This is a genomic window from Pseudomonas sp. PME37.24/006, from assembly GCF_055556635.1.
The window spans coordinates 1,120,778-1,137,013 of sequence record NZ_JBVHNL010000002.1 but is presented as its reverse complement, the minus strand read 5'-3'; the positions used below and the strand labels follow the sequence as shown (position 1 = coordinate 1,137,013).

General features: G+C 62.3%; 15 protein-coding genes. 13 read left to right on the top strand and 2 right to left on the bottom strand.

The window, feature by feature from the left end; translation table 11 throughout:
* Nucleotides 1–386: 386 nt before the first annotated feature.
* The 4 genes from ACZ3GY_RS10815 (at nucleotide 387) to glpT (ending at nucleotide 4,042) form a co-directional block, all read left to right on the top strand.
* Nucleotides 387–1,205: an energy transducer TonB gene (locus ACZ3GY_RS10815; RefSeq protein ID WP_465910005.1), complete on the top strand. Its 819-nt coding sequence runs from the start codon at nucleotides 387–389 to the stop codon at nucleotides 1,203–1,205.
* Between the two features lie 87 nt (nucleotides 1,206–1,292).
* Nucleotides 1,293–2,018 (top strand): MotA/TolQ/ExbB proton channel family protein, encoded by a 726-nt coding sequence (locus tag ACZ3GY_RS10810; protein WP_463564252.1) that lies wholly within the window; start codon nucleotides 1,293–1,295, stop codon nucleotides 2,016–2,018.
* 1 nt (nucleotide 2,019) lies between these two features.
* On the top strand, nucleotides 2,020–2,421 hold the full coding sequence (locus ACZ3GY_RS10805) for an ExbD/TolR family protein (protein WP_075929518.1): 402 nt from the start codon (nucleotides 2,020–2,022) through the stop codon (nucleotides 2,419–2,421).
* A 274-nt stretch (nucleotides 2,422–2,695) separates the two neighbouring features.
* Nucleotides 2,696–4,042: a glycerol-3-phosphate transporter gene (glpT, locus tag ACZ3GY_RS10800; RefSeq protein ID WP_179538665.1), complete on the top strand. Its 1,347-nt coding sequence runs from the start codon at nucleotides 2,696–2,698 to the stop codon at nucleotides 4,040–4,042.
* Between the two features lie 194 nt (nucleotides 4,043–4,236).
* Here the strand turns inward: glpT and ACZ3GY_RS10795 are convergent, their stop codons facing one another.
* Nucleotides 4,237–5,238: an AraC family transcriptional regulator gene (locus ACZ3GY_RS10795; protein ID WP_465910004.1), complete on the bottom strand. Its 1,002-nt coding sequence runs from the start codon at nucleotides 5,236–5,238 to the stop codon at nucleotides 4,237–4,239.
* A 439-nt stretch (nucleotides 5,239–5,677) separates the two neighbouring features.
* Between ACZ3GY_RS10795 and ACZ3GY_RS10790 the strand changes: the two genes are divergently transcribed.
* Entirely contained in the window at nucleotides 5,678–6,469 is a 792-nt protein-coding gene (locus ACZ3GY_RS10790; protein WP_465910003.1) for an EAL domain-containing protein, read from the top strand.
* Between the two features lie 96 nt (nucleotides 6,470–6,565).
* Entirely contained in the window at nucleotides 6,566–8,191 is a 1,626-nt protein-coding gene (locus tag ACZ3GY_RS10785; RefSeq protein WP_465910002.1) for a methyl-accepting chemotaxis protein, read from the top strand.
* 43 nt (nucleotides 8,192–8,234) lie between these two features.
* On the opposite strand, the gene ACZ3GY_RS10780 is transcribed toward ACZ3GY_RS10785, so the two are convergent.
* Complete coding sequence (locus ACZ3GY_RS10780) at nucleotides 8,235–9,605, bottom strand: aminotransferase-like domain-containing protein (RefSeq protein ID WP_465910001.1); 1,371 nt, start codon at nucleotides 9,603–9,605, stop codon at nucleotides 8,235–8,237.
* 118 nt (nucleotides 9,606–9,723) lie between these two features.
* Here ACZ3GY_RS10780 and ACZ3GY_RS10775 point away from each other — a divergent pair, with 118 nt between their 5' ends.
* The 7 genes from ACZ3GY_RS10775 to ACZ3GY_RS10745 all read left to right on the top strand — a co-directional run bounded on the left by ACZ3GY_RS10775 (nucleotide 9,724) and on the right by ACZ3GY_RS10745 (nucleotide 16,222).
* Nucleotides 9,724–11,010, top strand: a complete 1,287-nt coding sequence (locus tag ACZ3GY_RS10775; protein WP_463564257.1) for a hydroxymethylglutaryl-CoA reductase, degradative — start codon at nucleotides 9,724–9,726, stop codon at nucleotides 11,008–11,010.
* On the top strand, nucleotides 11,007–11,909 hold the full coding sequence (locus ACZ3GY_RS10770; protein ID WP_465910000.1) for a hydroxymethylglutaryl-CoA lyase: 903 nt from the start codon (nucleotides 11,007–11,009) through the stop codon (nucleotides 11,907–11,909). Before ACZ3GY_RS10775 ends, ACZ3GY_RS10770 begins: the two co-directional genes overlap by 4 nt.
* A 167-nt stretch (nucleotides 11,910–12,076) precedes the next feature.
* Nucleotides 12,077–13,315: a CaiB/BaiF CoA transferase family protein gene (locus ACZ3GY_RS10765; protein WP_465909999.1), complete on the top strand. Its 1,239-nt coding sequence runs from the start codon at nucleotides 12,077–12,079 to the stop codon at nucleotides 13,313–13,315.
* Entirely contained in the window at nucleotides 13,315–13,773 is a 459-nt protein-coding gene (locus ACZ3GY_RS10760; protein WP_465909998.1) for an FAS1-like dehydratase domain-containing protein, read from the top strand. The genes ACZ3GY_RS10765 and ACZ3GY_RS10760 overlap by 1 nt, the downstream gene beginning before the upstream one ends.
* Nucleotides 13,774–13,775: 2 nt before the next feature.
* A complete protein-coding gene (locus ACZ3GY_RS10755; RefSeq protein WP_465909997.1) occupies nucleotides 13,776–14,186 on the top strand; it encodes a hotdog family protein in 411 nt (136 codons plus the stop codon).
* Nucleotides 14,187–14,303: 117 nt separating this feature from the next.
* On the top strand, nucleotides 14,304–14,840 hold the full coding sequence (locus ACZ3GY_RS10750) for a hypothetical protein (protein WP_465909996.1): 537 nt from the start codon (nucleotides 14,304–14,306) through the stop codon (nucleotides 14,838–14,840).
* Nucleotides 14,840–16,222 carry a tripartite tricarboxylate transporter permease gene (locus ACZ3GY_RS10745; RefSeq protein ID WP_465909995.1) on the top strand — a complete coding sequence of 461 codons (1,383 nt, stop codon included), beginning with the start codon at nucleotides 14,840–14,842 and terminating at the stop codon, nucleotides 16,220–16,222. Before ACZ3GY_RS10750 ends, ACZ3GY_RS10745 begins: the two co-directional genes overlap by 1 nt.
* The last annotated feature ends 14 nt before the right edge of the window (nucleotides 16,223–16,236 follow it).

The following is a 16,236-nucleotide window of genomic DNA, read 5'->3' as shown; positions in this document are numbered from 1 at the left end:
GCGGTAGTTCAGTCGGTTAGAATACCGGCCTGTCACGCCGGGGGTCGCGGGTTCGAGTCCCGTCCGCTGCGCCATATCCACCTGCCTTGAGCAGGTTTCCTGAAAAGCGGCCATTGGCCGCTTTTCTTGTTTTCATTCCTCTCTTTTCTGTTGGCTGATGCGCTCTGGTTCAGGGTGCTGATAAGGCTGGCTGTCACGCTATTCCCCGAGGCAAGTCATCTTAATTGGGGATAGGCACGCTCTATATTCTCCAATCGAATAACCATCTGGGAAAAAGTGATTTTACGAAATAATCGGTAACCCTCATTCTTAGCCGCACCAGACAACTGGAATTCCGTTTTTGCTTAGACCGGCTCTAAGTCGGTACTTCCAGGAGTCTGTTGGTAATGGGTAATCTTCAATCCTCCGTGCGTTCCAATGCAGCCTGGCAGCAGGCGCGCGTGCCCGGAGAGGTCTTTGACCTCGGTGTACCACTGCGCCAGGCGCTGGGTACGCTGCGTCACGCCCCCCATGCCTCGCGTCCCGTTCTGGGGCGCCGTGAAGCGATTCTGCTAGGTACTTTCGCGTTGGTGTTGCACGCTGGTGTGCTGTTTTGGTTGAGCCAGCGGCCCGAGCCGGTGCTGCCGGAAGTGCCGGTGGAAATCCCGCCGATGACCATCGAATTCGCTGCCCCGACTCCGCCACCGGAGCCGGTGATCGAGCCGCCACTCCCTGAGCCTGTCGTCGAGCCACCACCACCGGTGGTCGATGAGCTGGCGGTCAAGCCACCGCCCAAGCCGGAACCTCCTAAGCCCAAGCCGCAGCCGCCGAAACCCAAACCGGAGCCCAAGCCCGTGCCGAAGCCGGTTGAGCCTGCGCCTGCGCCGCCCAAGGTCGAAGCGCCACCGGCACCGCCTGCGCCTGCGGCACCCAAGCCGGTGACCGAGACGCCGCCATCCGCCAACGCCGCTTACCTGCGCAACCCGGCGCCGGAATATCCCTCCCTGGCCCAGCGCCGCGGTTGGGAAGGCACCGTGCTGCTGCGCATCCGCGTGCTGGCCAACGGCAAGCCCGGCGATATTCAGATCCAGACCAGCAGTGGTCGTGACGTCCTCGACCAGGCTGCAGTTAAAGCGGTACAGCGCTGGAGCTTCGTGCCCGCCAAGCGTGGTGATGTTGCCCAGGAAGGCTGGGTCACGGTACCGCTGGACTTCCGCCTGAACTGACGCACACGGCAACACCCTTTTTTCACGAGCCCGGACAGTCCGGGCCCGAAACCTGTCATCGACATACCGTTTTCCGAGGACCGCACCATGAACCTGCTAGTCGATTCCCCCCTGCAATCGGTCGAACACGCCGTCATCTGGCTGCTGATCGGCTTCTCCGTCGTCACTTGGGGCCTGGCCCTGATCAAAGGCATCCAGTTTGCCCGCCAGCGCCATCAGGATCGCAAGTTCCAGAAGCTGTTCTGGTCGGCCACCAGTCTCAACTCGGCCTCAGAGCTGGGTCAGAGCCAGTCTGGCGCCGTGGCTCATGTTGCCCAGGCCGGTTTCGCCGCTATCCAGGTACCGGACGGCCAGCAGCCGGGCGACCTGAGCCAGGCGATCAACCACCAGGATCGCCTTGAGCGCGCCCTGCGTCAGCAGATCCAGCGTGAGCGTCGCTCGCTGGAATCCGGTCTGGCCGTGGTCGCCTCCATCGGTTCTACCTCACCCTTCATCGGCCTGTTCGGCACTGTGTGGGGCATCATGGAAGCACTCAAGGGCATCAGCGCAGCGGGTAACGCCAGCCTGGAAACCGTTGCCGGGCCGATCGGTGCCGCGCTGGTTGCCACCGGTGTGGGCATCGCCGTCGCGGTTCCAGCGGTGCTGGTTTACAACTACTTCTTGCGTCGCCTCAAGCTGACCGCGGCGGATCTCGACGATTTTGCCCATGACTTCTACAGCCTGGCGCAAAAGAGTGCTTTCAAGGTCATCGTTCACCCAGGTGCAAAGCGCGGTGGAATCGCCACCGGCCAACCCGTAAAAGAGGCGGTGTGACATGGCGTTCTCAACCCAGGACAACGACGAAGTACTCAGCGAAATCAACGTCACGCCGCTGGTAGACGTGATGTTGGTGCTGCTGGTGGTATTCATCGTCACCGCACCGCTGCTGACCAACTCGATTCCGATCAACCTGCCGAAGACCGAAGCCGTGGCCCCAGCCGACCAGAAAGACCCGCTGGTGATCAGCATCGATGGTGACGGCAAGCTGTTCATCAACAAGGATGAGATCCAGCCGGAGCTGCTGGAAAGCAGCCTGATTCAGGCCAAGGCCGACGACGCCGAACTGAAGGTGCAGCTGCAGGCCGACGACCAGGTGGACTACGGCTCGGTGGCCAAGGCCATGGCCGCTATCGAGCGGGCCGGCATCACCAAGCTGGCGGTGATCACCGCTCGCTGACTGCGCGTCCGGGGTTCTGAAAAGCGCGATTTGCCAGCCGGCGGATCGCGCTTTTTTCGTTCCGCTTCTGTGGCGACGACATTTTTCTACTGTTCTTGTATCGCTCAATGGATGAAGCCAGAGCATCCTCCCGTCCGAATAGCGCGGATTAGTTCAGATTCCAACAGTTTCTTGCCTTTACCGCTTCAGTTGTGAGTGCTATTTTCGTTAATGAAAATGTCACATAACTGTCACATTCAAAGTGCGCAGCTAAAACAAGAACTGGAGTCTCAGGATGTTCGCCTTCTTCCGTCCCGCCCCTCATCGGGAAACCCTGCCCGAAGAACAGATTGATAGCACCTACCGCCGCCTGCGTTGGCAGATCTTCGCCGGGATATTCATCGGCTATGCCGGTTACTACCTGCTGCGCAAGAACTTCTCGCTGGCCATGCCCTACCTGATTGAGGAAGAGGGGTATTCGCGCGGGCAGCTTGGCTTGGCGATGTCCGCCATCGCCATCTCCTACGGGCTTTCGAAGTTCTTGATGGGGCTGATTTCCGACCGCTCCAACCCTCGCTACTTCCTGCCTTTCGGTTTGCTGGTGTCAGCAGGCGTGATGTTCGTTTTCGGTTTCGCGCCCTGGGCTACCTCCAGCGTGACCATGATGTTCATCCTGCTATTCATCAACGGCTGGGCGCAGGGCATGGGTTGGCCGCCCAGTGGCCGAACCATGGTGCACTGGTGGTCGCAGAAAGAGCGCGGTGGCGTGGTGTCGGTCTGGAACGTCGCCCACAACGTCGGCGGTGGTCTGATCGGGCCGTTGTTCCTGGTCGGCATGGGCCTGTTCAACGACTGGCACGCGGCGTTCTACGTTCCTGCTGCAGTGGCGTTGCTGGTGGCGGTATTCGCCTTCATGACCATGCGCGATACGCCGCAATCGGTCGGCCTGCCGCCCATCGAGCAGTACAAGAACGACTATCCCGAGGGCTATGATGCCAGCCACGAGAAGGAATTCAGCACTCGCGAAATCTTCGTCAAGTACATCCTGCGCAACAAGATGCTGTGGTTCATCGCCCTGGCCAACGTGTTCGTCTACTTGCTGCGTTACGGTGTGCTGGACTGGGCGCCGACCTACCTGAAGGAGGTCAAGCACTTCTCGGTCGACAAGACGTCCTGGGCGTATTTCTTCTACGAGTGGGCGGGCATTCCCGGCACGCTGCTGTGCGGCTGGATGTCGGACAAGGTGTTCCGTGGCAACCGTGGCCTGACCGGCGTGGTGTTCATGGCGCTGGTGACGGTCGCGACCGTGGTGTACTGGCTCAATCCGCCGGGCAACCCGATCGTCGACATGGCTGCTCTGTTCTCCATCGGCTTCCTGATCTACGGTCCGGTCATGCTGATCGGTCTGCATGCGCTGGAGCTGGCGCCGAAGAAGGCGGCAGGCACTGCGGCTGGTTTCACCGGTCTGTTCGGTTACCTGGGCGGTTCGGTCGCGGCGAGTGCGGCAATGGGTTATACCGTTGACCACTTCGGCTGGGACGGCGGCTTCGTGCTGCTGATCGGCGCGTGCCTGTTGGCGATCGTCTTCCTGATCCCGACCCTGTGGCACAAACAGGCGCCGAGCGAAGAGCGCGCGTCCTGATCTAGATCGAGAACTTCGGTCATCTGAGCCCAGAGGGCCAGGTGGCCGTAGTGATCGTTAAGTTGGCAGGTGGGGCCGACGATGGTTCGTTTCAGCCCACCCCAGTCTTTCTCGCGTCCATAGCGTGTTGCAGGTAGTTTGGTGATGCCGGCAGACACCTTTCTTTTGATGACGACGCTGAGCAGCGCTGTTGCTCAGCACTCGTCCTGACGGTTGCGGTACTGGCTCGGCGGCATGCCGAACCAGCGCATGCTCGCCTTGTGGAAGCTGCTCTGGTCGCGAAAGCCCAGGGTGGTCGAGATGTACTTGAGGCTGCGGCTGGAGTTGCGCAGGAAGTTGTGTGCCAGCTTCAGGCGCGACTCCTCCTGCAGTTGGGTAAAGCTCACCATTTCACGTTCCAGAGCATGCTGCAGGCTGCGTTTGCTCAGGCTCAGTGCGTCGGCGATCTCGCTCAGGCTGGGGTTGAGCCCCTGAGTGAGTTGCTCCACCAGCAGCCTCACCACGCGCGCTGCGACAGAGCCATTGACCACGTCGTCGAGACGCGCCTGGGCATATTCCTGATGCATGACATGTAGGGCTTCATCTGCTGTCGGCAGGGTGAAGGCGCTGATTTCGCCACGGAACGTCAGGCTGTTGTGCGGCGCCGAGAAGCGCAGATTGTCGCCGAACAGCTGCTGCAAACGTGTGATGTTGTCGGGCTGCGGGTAGGTGAACTCCACCGCCAGTGGCATGGGCTTTTCGTGGGGCGTCAGCCAGTGGATCAGGCCGAGGGTCAAGGCGGCGCCAGCATCGATGAAGGCGCGAGGTGCCGGTGTTGGCGAAGTGCCGACTTCCAGGCCAATCAGTTTCAGCGTGTCGTGTCGTTGCTCGAGAAGGATGTGCGAGCCATTGCTGGTCAGCGGGTGGAAGTCCGCCAGCAGTTTGAGCGCACTACCCAGTGTCGGGCTGGACATGATCGAGTAGCACTGCGCGCCAAGAATACTCGGGTGGGCATGGGCGTATGTGGCCAGGCCAATATCCGCGTTGTTCGCCTGCTCGGTCGCCTGGGAAAACAGGTCATAGACCTGAGCCAGCCTGATTTGGGCTCCGCGGCTCAGCGCAGCGACCAGTTCGTGGTTCAGCTTGCCCGGATCGATGCCTTGTTGGAGCAGGGTCTTGGCCATCACCTGAAAGCAGGCGCTCGTCATCGTGTACATCGGCTTTCCTGATTCTCGGGTGGTGCTGATTGATCGAATAAAGACTGACGGATGGGCGTGCGGACAAGAAACAGGTGCGTGAGAACACTATTCGAGTAGGTGCGGCGGTGTAAACATAAGCACGCTTATAAATATCCCACCAAGCCTCGCAGTTTTGTCGACTAGCCGATATGCCGCTTCCCGGTTATCTGTCGGTTTTGATGTCGATCCTCGAACCCCATAAAACCAAGAATACGCTTCGTGAAACGTTGCAGACCCGAACTGGCAAAAGCGCAGTGCTGGGGTTGTGGCGCGTTATCGCGACCCTGATTTTTCTGGTCTAGTCCAGGCCCGGTTTAACGGGGCTGCTGACCCAGGGGCGGCATCGAGCGACTGACGAGGTTGGCAGGGACAGCCTAGGGGAATGTCGTGCGATGCAAAAATATTTTCAGGTAACTCTATGATCCGCCTGGCGCAGATGTCTGCCGCCGTGGCTTCGAGCGACGAGGCTCAGGCCCGGTATTTTTACGGGCAGTTGCAGCAGGGCCGGTTTCACCTGGCTTTTCAACCGGTGGTTGCCCCTGCTAATGCGCAGCGCACCCTCTATCACGAGGGGCTGTTGCGCAGCAGTGGCGAAGCGCTGGATTTCAATCCCTTTGCGGTTCTGGAGCGTCTGCAGTCGATCAGGCAATTGGATTGCTGTGTCGCCAACAGCGTGATCGCCCTGCTGCAGAGCCACCCAAGTCTGACACTGGGCTGCAATATATCGGCGCAGAGCGCCATGCTCGACTCTCACTGGGAGCGAGTGCTGCAGCAGCTCGCGGACGATGCCAACTTGGCGCGGCGGTTGGTCATCGAGATAACCGAAAGTTCAGCGCAGCCCAGCCATGAGCAGGCTATCGAGTTCGTTCATCAACTGAGAAGCACCGGTTGTCACGTGGCAATCGATGACTTCGGGTCGGGGTTCGCGACCCTCACCTTCATTCAGCAAGGGCAGCCCGATCTGATCAAGATCGATCAGGGCTACATCCGCCGTGCTCGGCAGTCATCCCTGCACGGCAAGACCCTGAAGCATCTGATCGGGCTGTGCAGCACCCTTGCCGCCCACGTCGTGGTCGAGGGCATCGAGACCACCGAGGATCTGGAGATCGCTCAGGAGTGTGATGCGCAGTGGGTTCAAGGGTTTCTTTTTGCCCGTCCACAGGCGTTGATCGATGGCCTCGAGGAGCCGTGCGTCATCGCTTCCAGGTGACGACGCGAGTACTGCCTCACCCCACGAAATTGGCATGACCACAGGCCCGAGAACGCGCGCCTGAGCAGAACACTTAGTGATCCAGGAGCAGATGAGATGTCGTTCAGGAATGTGAAAATCGGTTTGCGTGCGGGTATTTCCTTCGCGGCGTTGGCGGTTCTCGTGGTGGTCTTGGGGGTTACGACCCTGGGGCAGATGAAGCGCATGGACAGCATGTCCGATGCCATCGAGTCGAAGTGGTTTCCATCCACGCTGACGTTGAATGAGTTGAGTACGGCTATTTTCCGCATCAGAGCGCTGACGTTGCGCCTTTACATCCTCGATAGTGAGCAGGCAGCGCAGGGCACCTTAGCGCTTATTGATGGCGCCAAAGCTGATCTGCAACTCGCGCAAGAACGTTATTCGGCGTTGGTTTATAGCGACTCAGAACGGGCGCTCTACCAGCGTTTGCTCAGCGTCAAGGAGCGCTATATGGCGCACCAGGCTGAAGTGATTGACCTGATGCGCCATGGGCAGCGCGACGAGGCAAGGAAAATCATTACCGGGGTAATGGCCGAAGAGGGCGATACCGTTGTCCGTGAGTTGCGGGAGCTGACCGAATTCAATCGCCAGGGTGCTGCCCAGGCGTCGGCAGAGAGCGAGAGCGTGTACGGCAGTGGTAACACCATCGTGGTGTCGGTGGTGCTGATCGCCACGTTGCTGACCATCTTCCTGGCCGTGTTCCTCACCCGCAGCATCGTCAAGCCGCTGAGCAAGGCCGTTGGCGTGGCGCAGACCATTGCTGCCGGTGATCTGACCCGCGAGTTCAGTGATGAAGGGCGCGACGAACCGGCTCAGCTGCTGCAGGCCCTTGCCGTTATGCAGCGCAGCCTGCGCGGCACTCTCCAGCAGATTGCCGATTCCTCGAGCCAGCTGGCATCCGCTTCCGAAGAGCTGCATGCGGTCACCGAAGATTCGACCCGTGGGCTGCACCAGCAGAACAATGAAATCGAACAGGCCGCCACTGCGGTCAACCAGATGACTGCTGCGGTGGAAGAGGTGGCGCAGAACGCGGTCAGCACCTCCGAGGCTTCGCAGGAGTCGGACAGCAATGCGCGTCAGGGGCAGGATCAGGTACGCCAGACGGTCGACTCGATTCACCTGCTGGCCCAGGACGTCACCTCGACGTCCGCCGAGGTCGGCAAGCTGGCTGGCAACGTGCGCAACATCAGCCAGGTGGTCAACGTGATCCGCTCGATTGCCGAGCAGACCAATCTGCTGGCGCTGAACGCGGCTATCGAGGCGGCCAGGGCGGGTGAGCAAGGCCGTGGTTTCGCGGTGGTGGCCGATGAGGTGCGTGCACTGGCCCACCGAACTCAACAATCGACTCGGGAAATCGAGCAGATGATCGAGACCGTCCAGCAGGGCACCGAGCATGCGGTGAAGGCGATGGAAAGCAGCAGTGTGCGCACCGATTCGACTCTGTCTCTGGCGCAAGCGGCTGGTCAGGCGCTGGAGGTGATCGTACGGGCCATCGGCTCGATCAACGAGCGCAACCTGGTGATTGCCAGCGCCTCGGAGCAGCAGGCACAGGTGGCTCGCGAGGTCGACCGTAACTTGGTGAACATCCGTGATCTGTCTCTGCAGACGTCTGCCGGGGCTAACCAGACCAGCTCTGCCAGTCAGGAACTGTCGCGATTGGCGGTCAGCCTCAACAGCCTGGTGGCAGGTTTCCGGCTCTGACGGATACAGCTGCGCATTTCTGGTTGCAGGCAGCCTGGTGCTCTCAACGCATCAGGCTGCGACGGAACGCTGGGTCATCCAGGTAGGCCACGTTTAGCCGCGTCCAGGGCACCGGTGTCTGTCGGTTGACGGCGAAGATCGAGCCTGGCGCGAGCATCACTCCCTGGGTCAGGCAATGCCGGGTCAGGGCGTTGGCGTCATCGATGCCGGGAAAACGGGCCCACAGATAGAGGCTCTGCTCCGGCCGGCAGAACACCTCGGCACCCAGTTCATCGAGTACCTCGAGCCCGCGTTGCGTGGCAGCGCGCAGGCGATCCTGCAGGCGTGACAGGTGACGCAGGAAATGCCCCTCGCCGAGGATCACCTCGATGGTGCGCTCGCTGTATTCGGCGCCGCTGTTGTGCAGCAGCATCTTCAGGTCTGCCAGTTCTTCGATGCGCTGTTTGCTGCCGGCGATGAAGCCGACGCGCAAGGCGGCGGAAATCGATTTGGAAAAGCTGCCCAGGTACAGGGTGCGCTCGCACTGATCCAGCGCCGTGAGTTTCATCGCCGAGCTGGGTTTGAAGTCGGCCATGGCGTCGTTTTCCACCAGCAGCAGATCGTGCGCTTCGGCAATCTGCAGCAGGCGGTGGGCCTTGGCGGGGGAGATGTCCGAACCGGTGGGGTTATGGCCCACCGACTGGAGGAAGAACAGCCTGGGCTTTTCTCTTTTCAGCACCCGCTCCAGTGCATCCAGATCCGGCCCGTCGGCTTCCCGCGGTACGCCGAGCATGCGTGCGCCCTGCAACTGCAATTTGCCGAACAGCGGGTAATAACCCGGGTCTTCGACCAGCACCGCGTCGCCGGGAATGACGTAGCGGCGGATGATCAGATCCATGCCGTGGTTGGCGCCCAGCGTGGTGACCAATTGCCGGGGCGAGACAGCGATGCGGTAGTCCGCTAGTTTCTGTGCCAGGCGCTGGCGCAGGCCGGGGTTGCCCAGCCGCGTGCCGTAGCGAAACAGGGTGGTCACGCCACCGCGCACCACCTGGCGGTGAAATTTGTCCAGGCGCATGTCCATCAGCCATTCCACTGGCGGAAAGCCCTCGCCGAGGTGCGAATGGCCGGGGTCGCGGACGAACTGCTGGCGCATCATCCAGATGGTGTCCAGCGCCCGGGTATAGGGCTGCGACTCGTCATCCTCGACGCTGGCACTGACTGTCCGGCAGACGAAGAACCCCTTGCCGTGTCGGGCCTCCACCAGCCCTTGGGAGGCCAGGTGCTCGTAGGCGGTGATCACCGTGTTCTTGGAGTGCCCGTGCAGGCGCATGTACTCGCGCAACGAAGGCAGTTTGCTGCCCGCCTGCAGTGCGCCATCGGCAATCTGCCTGGCGATGGCATCGGCGACTTTCTGGGCGAGGGTCTGTCTGGGCATGGCGCAAATCCCTGGGTACAGGAATGAAGTGTCCGGGCAAACTGTACCTTCTTTCAGGGATACAGTGAGGATAACGTTCGTCCCAACCAAGAACAAACGACTCCCCGAGGAGCGCCCAATGACGATCGATTCCCGCCTGCCCGATTTCCGTAATCTGTCCCCCGCACAACGCCTCGAGCACGTGCAGCAGCTGCTTGGCCTGTCCGCTGAGGAAACCGCGCTTTTGCGTGACGCCGGTGCGCTGCCACTGGAGATCGCCGACGGCATGATCGAGAACGTGATCGGCAAGTTCGAGCTGCCTTATGCGCTTGCCAGCAACTTCCGCATCAACGGCCGTGAGATGCTGATCCCACTGGTAGTGGAGGAGCCTTCGGTAGTCGCTGCGGCCTCGTTCATGGCCAAGCTGACCCGTCCGGCAGGTGGTTTCCAGACCTCCAGCAGTGCGCCGCTGATGCGTGCCCAAGTACAGATCATCGGTGTCAGCGATCCCTACAACGCGCGCCTCAGCCTGCTGCGCAACAAGGATGAGATCATCACCCTGGCCAACAGCAAGGATCAGCTGCTGAACAGCCTGGGCGGCGGTTGCCGTGATATCGAGGTGCATACCTTCATCGACAGCCCACGCGGGCCGATGCTGGTCGCGCACCTGATCGTCGATGTGCGCGACGCCATGGGCGCGAATACGGTGAACACCATGGCCGAGGCGGTGGCGCCGCTGATGGAGCAGCTCACGGGCGGCAAGGTGCGCCTGCGCATCCTCTCCAATCTCGCCGATCTGCGCCTGGCACGTGCCCAGTTGCGGATCGCCCCGGAACATCTGGATACCGCCGAGTACAAAGGCACGGAGGTCATCGAAGGGGTGATCGACGCCTATACCTTCGCGGCCATCGACCCGTACCGCGCCGCGACCCACAACAAGGGCATCATGAACGGCATCGACCCGCTGGTGGTGGCCACCGGCAACGACTGGCGGGCCGTGGAGGCGGGCGCCCATGCCTATGCCTGCCGCAATGGTCACTACGGCTCCCTGACCACCTGGGAGAAGGATCGCGAAGGCCACCTGGTCGGCACCATCGAAATGCCCATGCCACTTGGCTTGGTCGGTGGCGCCACCAAGACTCATCCGCTGGCGCAGCTGTCGTTGCGCATTCTGGGAGTGAAGAGTGCCCAGGAGCTGGGCGAGATCGCCGTCGCCGTCGGCCTGGCGCAAAATCTCGGGGCCTTGCGCGCCCTGGCTACCGAAGGCATCCAGCGCGGCCACATGGCCTTGCATGCGCGCAATATCGCGCTTTCGGCCGGTGCCCGTGGCGATGAGCTGGACTGGCTGGTCAAGCGCATGGTCGAAACCCGGGACGTGCGCGCCGACCGCGCCGAGGCGTTGTTGCGCGAAAAGCGCGGGCAATGAGCATGAGTGCCGTACGGCTGGTGGAGGTCGGCGCGCGCGACGGCCTGCAGAACGAAGCCCTGACCTTGCCGGTCGACGTGCGCGTGGCGCTGATCGAGCGGCTGGTCGCGGCCGGGCTACGAACCCTGGAAGCCGGCGCGTTCGTGTCGCCCCGTTGGGTGCCGCAGATGGCCGACTCCGACCAGGTGCTGCGCCGCCTCGGGCAACGTCCGGGAGTGACCTATACGGCGCTGGTGCCCAATCTTCAGGGGCTGGATGCTGCGCTACAGGCGGGTTGCAGGGAGGTTGCGGTTTTCGCTGCCGCCTCCGAGGCGTTTTCGCAGAAGAACATCAACTGCTCCATCGCCGAAAGCCTGCAGCGCTTTGAGCCGGTACTGGGCAAGGCGCTGGAACAGGGCGTGGCGGTACGCGGCTATGTCTCCTGTGTGCTCGGTTGCCCGTTCAGTGGTGAGGTGCCGGTGGCGGAGGTGGTACGGGTCGCCCGCGAGCTGCACGCCATGGGCTGCTATGAGATCAGTCTCGGTGACACCATCGGCAGAGGCACGCCAGGCAAGACCAGAGCGCTGATCCAGGCCTGCGCCAGCGAGGTGCCGATCGCGGCACTGGGCGGGCATTTTCACGACACTTACGGCATGGCGGTGGCCAACGTTCAGGCTGCCCTGGAGGCCGGCGTGCGAGTATTCGACAGCTCGGTTTCCGGCCTGGGTGGCTGCCCGTATTCGCCCGGGGCCACCGGTAATGTGGCGACCGAGGAGCTGGTTTATCTGCTCGAGGGCCAGGGCCTGGCAACCGGCGTGGATCTGTCGGCACTGCTCGAGGCCGGTGCTTTCATCGACGCGGCGCTGGGCAAATCGTCGGCTTCGAGAGTGGCCACCGCCATGCGCAACAGGGTGCATTGACCCATTGCAAGACAGAACAACAACCCGGAAAGGGTGCGGGTCAGAAGGCGACAGCCATTACGTCGCACTGCCCGGATCACTCCGTCAACTCACTGTCTGAGCGTACGTTGGCCTTTTCACAGGGCCCCTCGCGCGCCCAGCGGCGACGTACCGACACAGGAGAACCCATGAATTCGCTTACCGATGCACTGGCGAGTTTCGCCAGAACTGCCGGCCCTCTGAAGGGCGTGACCATTCTCGACCTCACCCGCGTCGTCGCCGGCCCGTACTGCGCCATGCTGCTGGCCGACATGGGCGCCACGGTGATCAAGATCGAGAACCCCGCCGACCCCGACCTTACCCGCGAATTTCCGCCGCTCAGCCGTAGCAGCAGCGAGCCAGTGAGTGGTTTCTTCGCCCAGTTCAACCGCAACAAGATGGCGGTTGGTCTCGACCTGAAGAAGGCCGAGGGAAAGGCCACTTTCCTGGATATGGTGCGCAAGGCCGATATCGTCATCGAGAACTTCCGGCCCGGCACCATGGTCAAGCTGGGGCTCGGCTACGAGGTGCTCCGGGAGGTCAACCCAGCCATCGTGTTCACCGCCATCAGTGGCTTCGGTCAGTACGGCCCGAACTCGCTGCGGCCGGCATTCGACAGCAGCGCCCAGGCCAGCGGCGGGCTCTGGTCCATGAACGGCACGGTGGAGGAGCCGATGCGCGTGGGCACGGTGCTGGGTGACCTGTCCGCTGCGCTGTATGCGGCCATCGGTACCCTCGGTGCGCTGCGTGAAGCGGAACGCACTTGCCAGGGGCAACTGGTGGACGTGTCGCAGCAGGACTCCATCGTCTCGCTGACCGAAAACGCGCTGGTGACCTACACCGAAACCGGCAAGGTCACGGTGCCCGAGGGCAATGGCCATCCGTTCGTGCGTCCCTATGGGCGCTACGCCTGCAAGGATGGCTACGTGTTCTTCGGCGCCTACACCGACAAGTTCTGGCGTGAGGCCTGCCTGACCTTTGGCGACGAGGCGATGGCCACCGACCCCGAGGTCGACAGCATGGCCAAGCGCTTCGAGACCGACGTTTACCTGCGCAAGGTCAAGCCTGCCGTGGAACGCTGGCTCGGCGCCCACACCAAGGCCGAACTGGAAGCCATGACCGGTGATCGTTTTCCGCTGTCGCCAATCAAGAGCATCAATGAAGTGGTGGCCGATCCCCACCTGCGCGAGCGCGACATGGTGGTGCCCGTCGACTGCCAGGGCGCGCGCTTCGAGGTCTTCGGCAACCCGATCAAACTCTCTGGCGGCACCCTGGAGCGCGGCGCCAGTGCCCCCTCGGTCGGCCAGCACAACGCATCCATCTATCGCGAGTGGCTGGGCCTGGATGAAGCCGAATACGCCGAGCTGGTCCGGCTGGGGGTGATCTGATGGCGGATCTGATCAGCGATGAGGCCCGGCGCAGCATCGGCACCTCGCTGCCGCTGTCGCGCTTCGAAGTGAACCGCAACGACATCAGGAAATACGCAGTGGCCACCGGGCAGCGTCAGCGCCGTTATCTCGATGGCGACGAGGCACCGTTGCTGTTCCTGTTCAGCGCCATGATGCCGGTGCTGCCGTTGGAGCAACTGCTGGAAGACGGACACAAGCCCGACGACCCGCTGATTCCCGAGTTGCCGCTCAAACGCATCATGGCTGGCGGCAGCGAATACCAGGTGCACCGCAAGATTTTCGCCGGCGACGTGCTGCTGTGTCGGCAGACTTTGCTGGACATCTACCAGAAACAGGGCGCCGAAGGGCCGCTGATCTTTCTGGTGTTCGAGAACCGTTTTGAAACCGAAGCGGGCGAGCCGGTGGTGACCGAACGCCTTACCCGGATCGCGAGGTGAGCATGGCCAGGCAGACGATCGAAGCGGGCCAGCGGTTGACCGAGCGCGAGTACCGGCCCAGCACCGTACAGCTGTTCCTGTACAACGCGGCCATCTGGAATGCCCACCGCATCCACTATGACCTGCCCTATGCCCAGCAGAGCGAGGGGCATCCCGCGCTGCTGGTGGACGGCCCGTTGCAGGGTGATTGGCTGACCCAGCTGGTTTACGACTGGATGGAGGAGGGTGACGAACTGCTGAGCTTCCAGTACAGCAATCGGCGCGCCGCTTATCTCGGCGATGTGTTGACCGCTGCCGGGGAAGTCACCGCGGTAGAGGCAGGGCGAGTGACCCTGACACTGCGCCTGACCAACCAGGCAGGCCAGCTGATCACTCAGGGAAGCGCCAGCGTACGCCTTGCTGGCGCTGCATGAACAGGAGAGACGACGGGCGCCATGGCCGGCGCTTGTAGCGCATACGAACCCGACCTTGCGGTCGCCAACCAGTTGCTTCCTCAATAACAACAAGAGCCCGAAAGGGCGGGGGACACCATGAGCCAAGAGCTTGCCAGACCTGCCGCGACACCGCCCAGTGGGGACGCGGCGCGCAACACCGACAACCTTTACGAGGTGTGGGGCGACACCGTCGATGCCAGGCATCTGGTGCTGGCCATCATCGTCAGCGCCATCGTCAGCCTGGGCGCCTATGGGCTGGCGCTGTTGATACTCGGTGGCCTCGTCGAGTCCGCGCAAATGGCCAAGGCCTACGCCATGCTTTTCGGCATTCTCGGTTGCCTGGGCGGTGGTGCGATCAGCGCCATGCTGTTCAAGCCCAAGCGCGATGTGGTCGAGCACGTGGCGGATCCGGCATTTCGCGAGCAGGTGGTCAATGACCTGCTCAAGGAATACGGCAGCCTTGGCCGTCTCGAGGACACCTCGCCCGAGGTGGTTGCCGAGCTGCACGAGCTCGGCCTCTACGAGTTGTTCCGTGATGCCCAGACCCGTGAAGAACAGGCGCGCGAGAATGGCGGCGCCGAAGCCGAAGTAGATACGCGCGCGTCCCTGGCGCTGAGCGGAGGGCGTTCGTGATGGAGGGCCTACTCTACGAAATACTCATGGCCCTGGCGCTGGGCTTGTTCGGCGCCGTGCTGTTCTCCGCCATCGGCCTGGTATCGGGAACCGACGAAACCACCACCCTGGCGCCGCTGACCATGCTCGTGGTACTGCTCGGCGCGCCGCCGGCTGGCATTCTCACCTTCTTCCTGGCCGGTGCTGTGGCCAAGCACATGACCCACGCGGTGCCCACTGCGCTGCTGGGCATTCCTGGTGATACCTCGGCGACCGCGCTGATTGGTGACGCCAACCACCTGCGCCGCCTTGGCGTGCCCCACGTGGCCCTGCGCAAGATGATTTCCGGTGGCGCCGTAGCGGCAGTCATCGCGGTGCCGCTGGCGGTGCTGTTCGCCGTGCTGCTGGCGCCGTTCGGCGACGTCATCAAGCAGTTCGCTCCCTGGGTGTTCCTCTGCGCCGCCTTCACCATCGCTTACTTTTCGGCCGGGCGCTGGGCCTCTGTGCTGGCCTTGCTGCCGTTCGTGCTGGTGATTGTCGCCCTGCAGACGTTGACGGCCCAGTACGGCGTCAAACTGGCGGTCAGTTACTTCCTTGGTATCGCCGTGGCACCGCTGATCACTTCGCTGTTCTCGATGCTGGCGCCAGCCGAGCGTGAGCGTATGCGTCGCGATGAGTATCGCGTGTTCTCCCTGGCGCCGGACATGAAGGGCTGGCGTGGTTACTTTCCCAACCCGTTCCGGGTGATCAACAAGCGACAGGCGCGCATGACCGCCATGGCGGCGAGCGTGACCAGTGCCACCTTCGTGTTCAGCCCGGTGGCCATGACGGTGATCATGGGCGAGCTGATCGGTGCACGTATCAAGCAGGCCTACGAGCGGCTGACCACAGTGATCACTGCCCGTAACGGGGTGACCGAATCGACCTACATCGCCGAGGCGCTGATTCCGCTGATCGCCTTCGGCCTGCCGCTCAGCCCGGTGGCTGCCGGGCCAGCCGCACCGCTGTTCAACGCACCGCCACGTTTCACCGTGGACAGCGTCACCGGTGAGGTCAATAACCTGCATAACCTGCTCAACAACTGGGAGTTCTTCGGCTACGGCATGATGGCGGTACTGGTGGCCATTCTGATCGCCTATCCCTTCACCATGAACTTCGCTCACCAGGCGGCTTCATTCGTATCGCGCAGGATCAGCCACGAAGCGGTGATTGCCACCTTCATCGGCCTGGTGCTGGTCGTCGGTATCTGGGAGGGCGGCCTGCTCGGGCTACTGGTGATCGTCACCATCGGCCTGCTCGGCGGTTTTCTGGGGCGCTTCCTGGGCTTCAACATCGGCGTGCAGTTCATGGGCTACTACACGGCGGTGCTCAGCGTTCCCGCGTTGATTGCACTGTTGAACTGAAGGAGAAAGGGCGT

What these genes read in the sequence shown, in the direction of transcription:
- ACZ3GY_RS10775 (WP_463564257.1), top strand. Translation starts at nt 9,724, where the DNA reads ATGACGATCGATTCCCGCCTGCCCGATTTCCGTAATCTGTCCCCCGCA.
- glpT (WP_179538665.1), top strand. Translation starts at nt 2,696, where the DNA reads ATGTTCGCCTTCTTCCGTCCCGCCCCTCATCGGGAAACCCTGCCCGAA.
- ACZ3GY_RS10745 (WP_465909995.1), top strand. Translation starts at nt 14,840, where the DNA reads ATGGAGGGCCTACTCTACGAAATACTCATGGCCCTGGCGCTGGGCTTG.
- ACZ3GY_RS10765 (WP_465909999.1), top strand. Translation starts at nt 12,077, where the DNA reads ATGAATTCGCTTACCGATGCACTGGCGAGTTTCGCCAGAACTGCCGGC.
- ACZ3GY_RS10805 (WP_075929518.1), top strand. Translation starts at nt 2,020, where the DNA reads ATGGCGTTCTCAACCCAGGACAACGACGAAGTACTCAGCGAAATCAAC.
- ACZ3GY_RS10815 (WP_465910005.1), top strand. Translation starts at nt 387, where the DNA reads ATGGGTAATCTTCAATCCTCCGTGCGTTCCAATGCAGCCTGGCAGCAG.
- ACZ3GY_RS10750 (WP_465909996.1), top strand. Translation starts at nt 14,304, where the DNA reads ATGAGCCAAGAGCTTGCCAGACCTGCCGCGACACCGCCCAGTGGGGAC.
- ACZ3GY_RS10755 (WP_465909997.1), top strand. Translation starts at nt 13,776, where the DNA reads ATGGCCAGGCAGACGATCGAAGCGGGCCAGCGGTTGACCGAGCGCGAG.
- ACZ3GY_RS10785 (WP_465910002.1), top strand. Translation starts at nt 6,566, where the DNA reads ATGTCGTTCAGGAATGTGAAAATCGGTTTGCGTGCGGGTATTTCCTTC.
- ACZ3GY_RS10770 (WP_465910000.1), top strand. Translation starts at nt 11,007, where the DNA reads ATGAGCATGAGTGCCGTACGGCTGGTGGAGGTCGGCGCGCGCGACGGC.
- ACZ3GY_RS10780 (WP_465910001.1), bottom strand. Translation starts at nt 9,605, where the DNA reads ATGCCCAGACAGACCCTCGCCCAGAAAGTCGCCGATGCCATCGCCAGG.
- ACZ3GY_RS10810 (WP_463564252.1), top strand. Translation starts at nt 1,293, where the DNA reads ATGAACCTGCTAGTCGATTCCCCCCTGCAATCGGTCGAACACGCCGTC.
- ACZ3GY_RS10760 (WP_465909998.1), top strand. Translation starts at nt 13,315, where the DNA reads ATGGCGGATCTGATCAGCGATGAGGCCCGGCGCAGCATCGGCACCTCG.
- ACZ3GY_RS10795 (WP_465910004.1), bottom strand. Translation starts at nt 5,238, where the DNA reads ATGTACACGATGACGAGCGCCTGCTTTCAGGTGATGGCCAAGACCCTG.
- ACZ3GY_RS10790 (WP_465910003.1), top strand. Translation starts at nt 5,678, where the DNA reads ATGATCCGCCTGGCGCAGATGTCTGCCGCCGTGGCTTCGAGCGACGAG.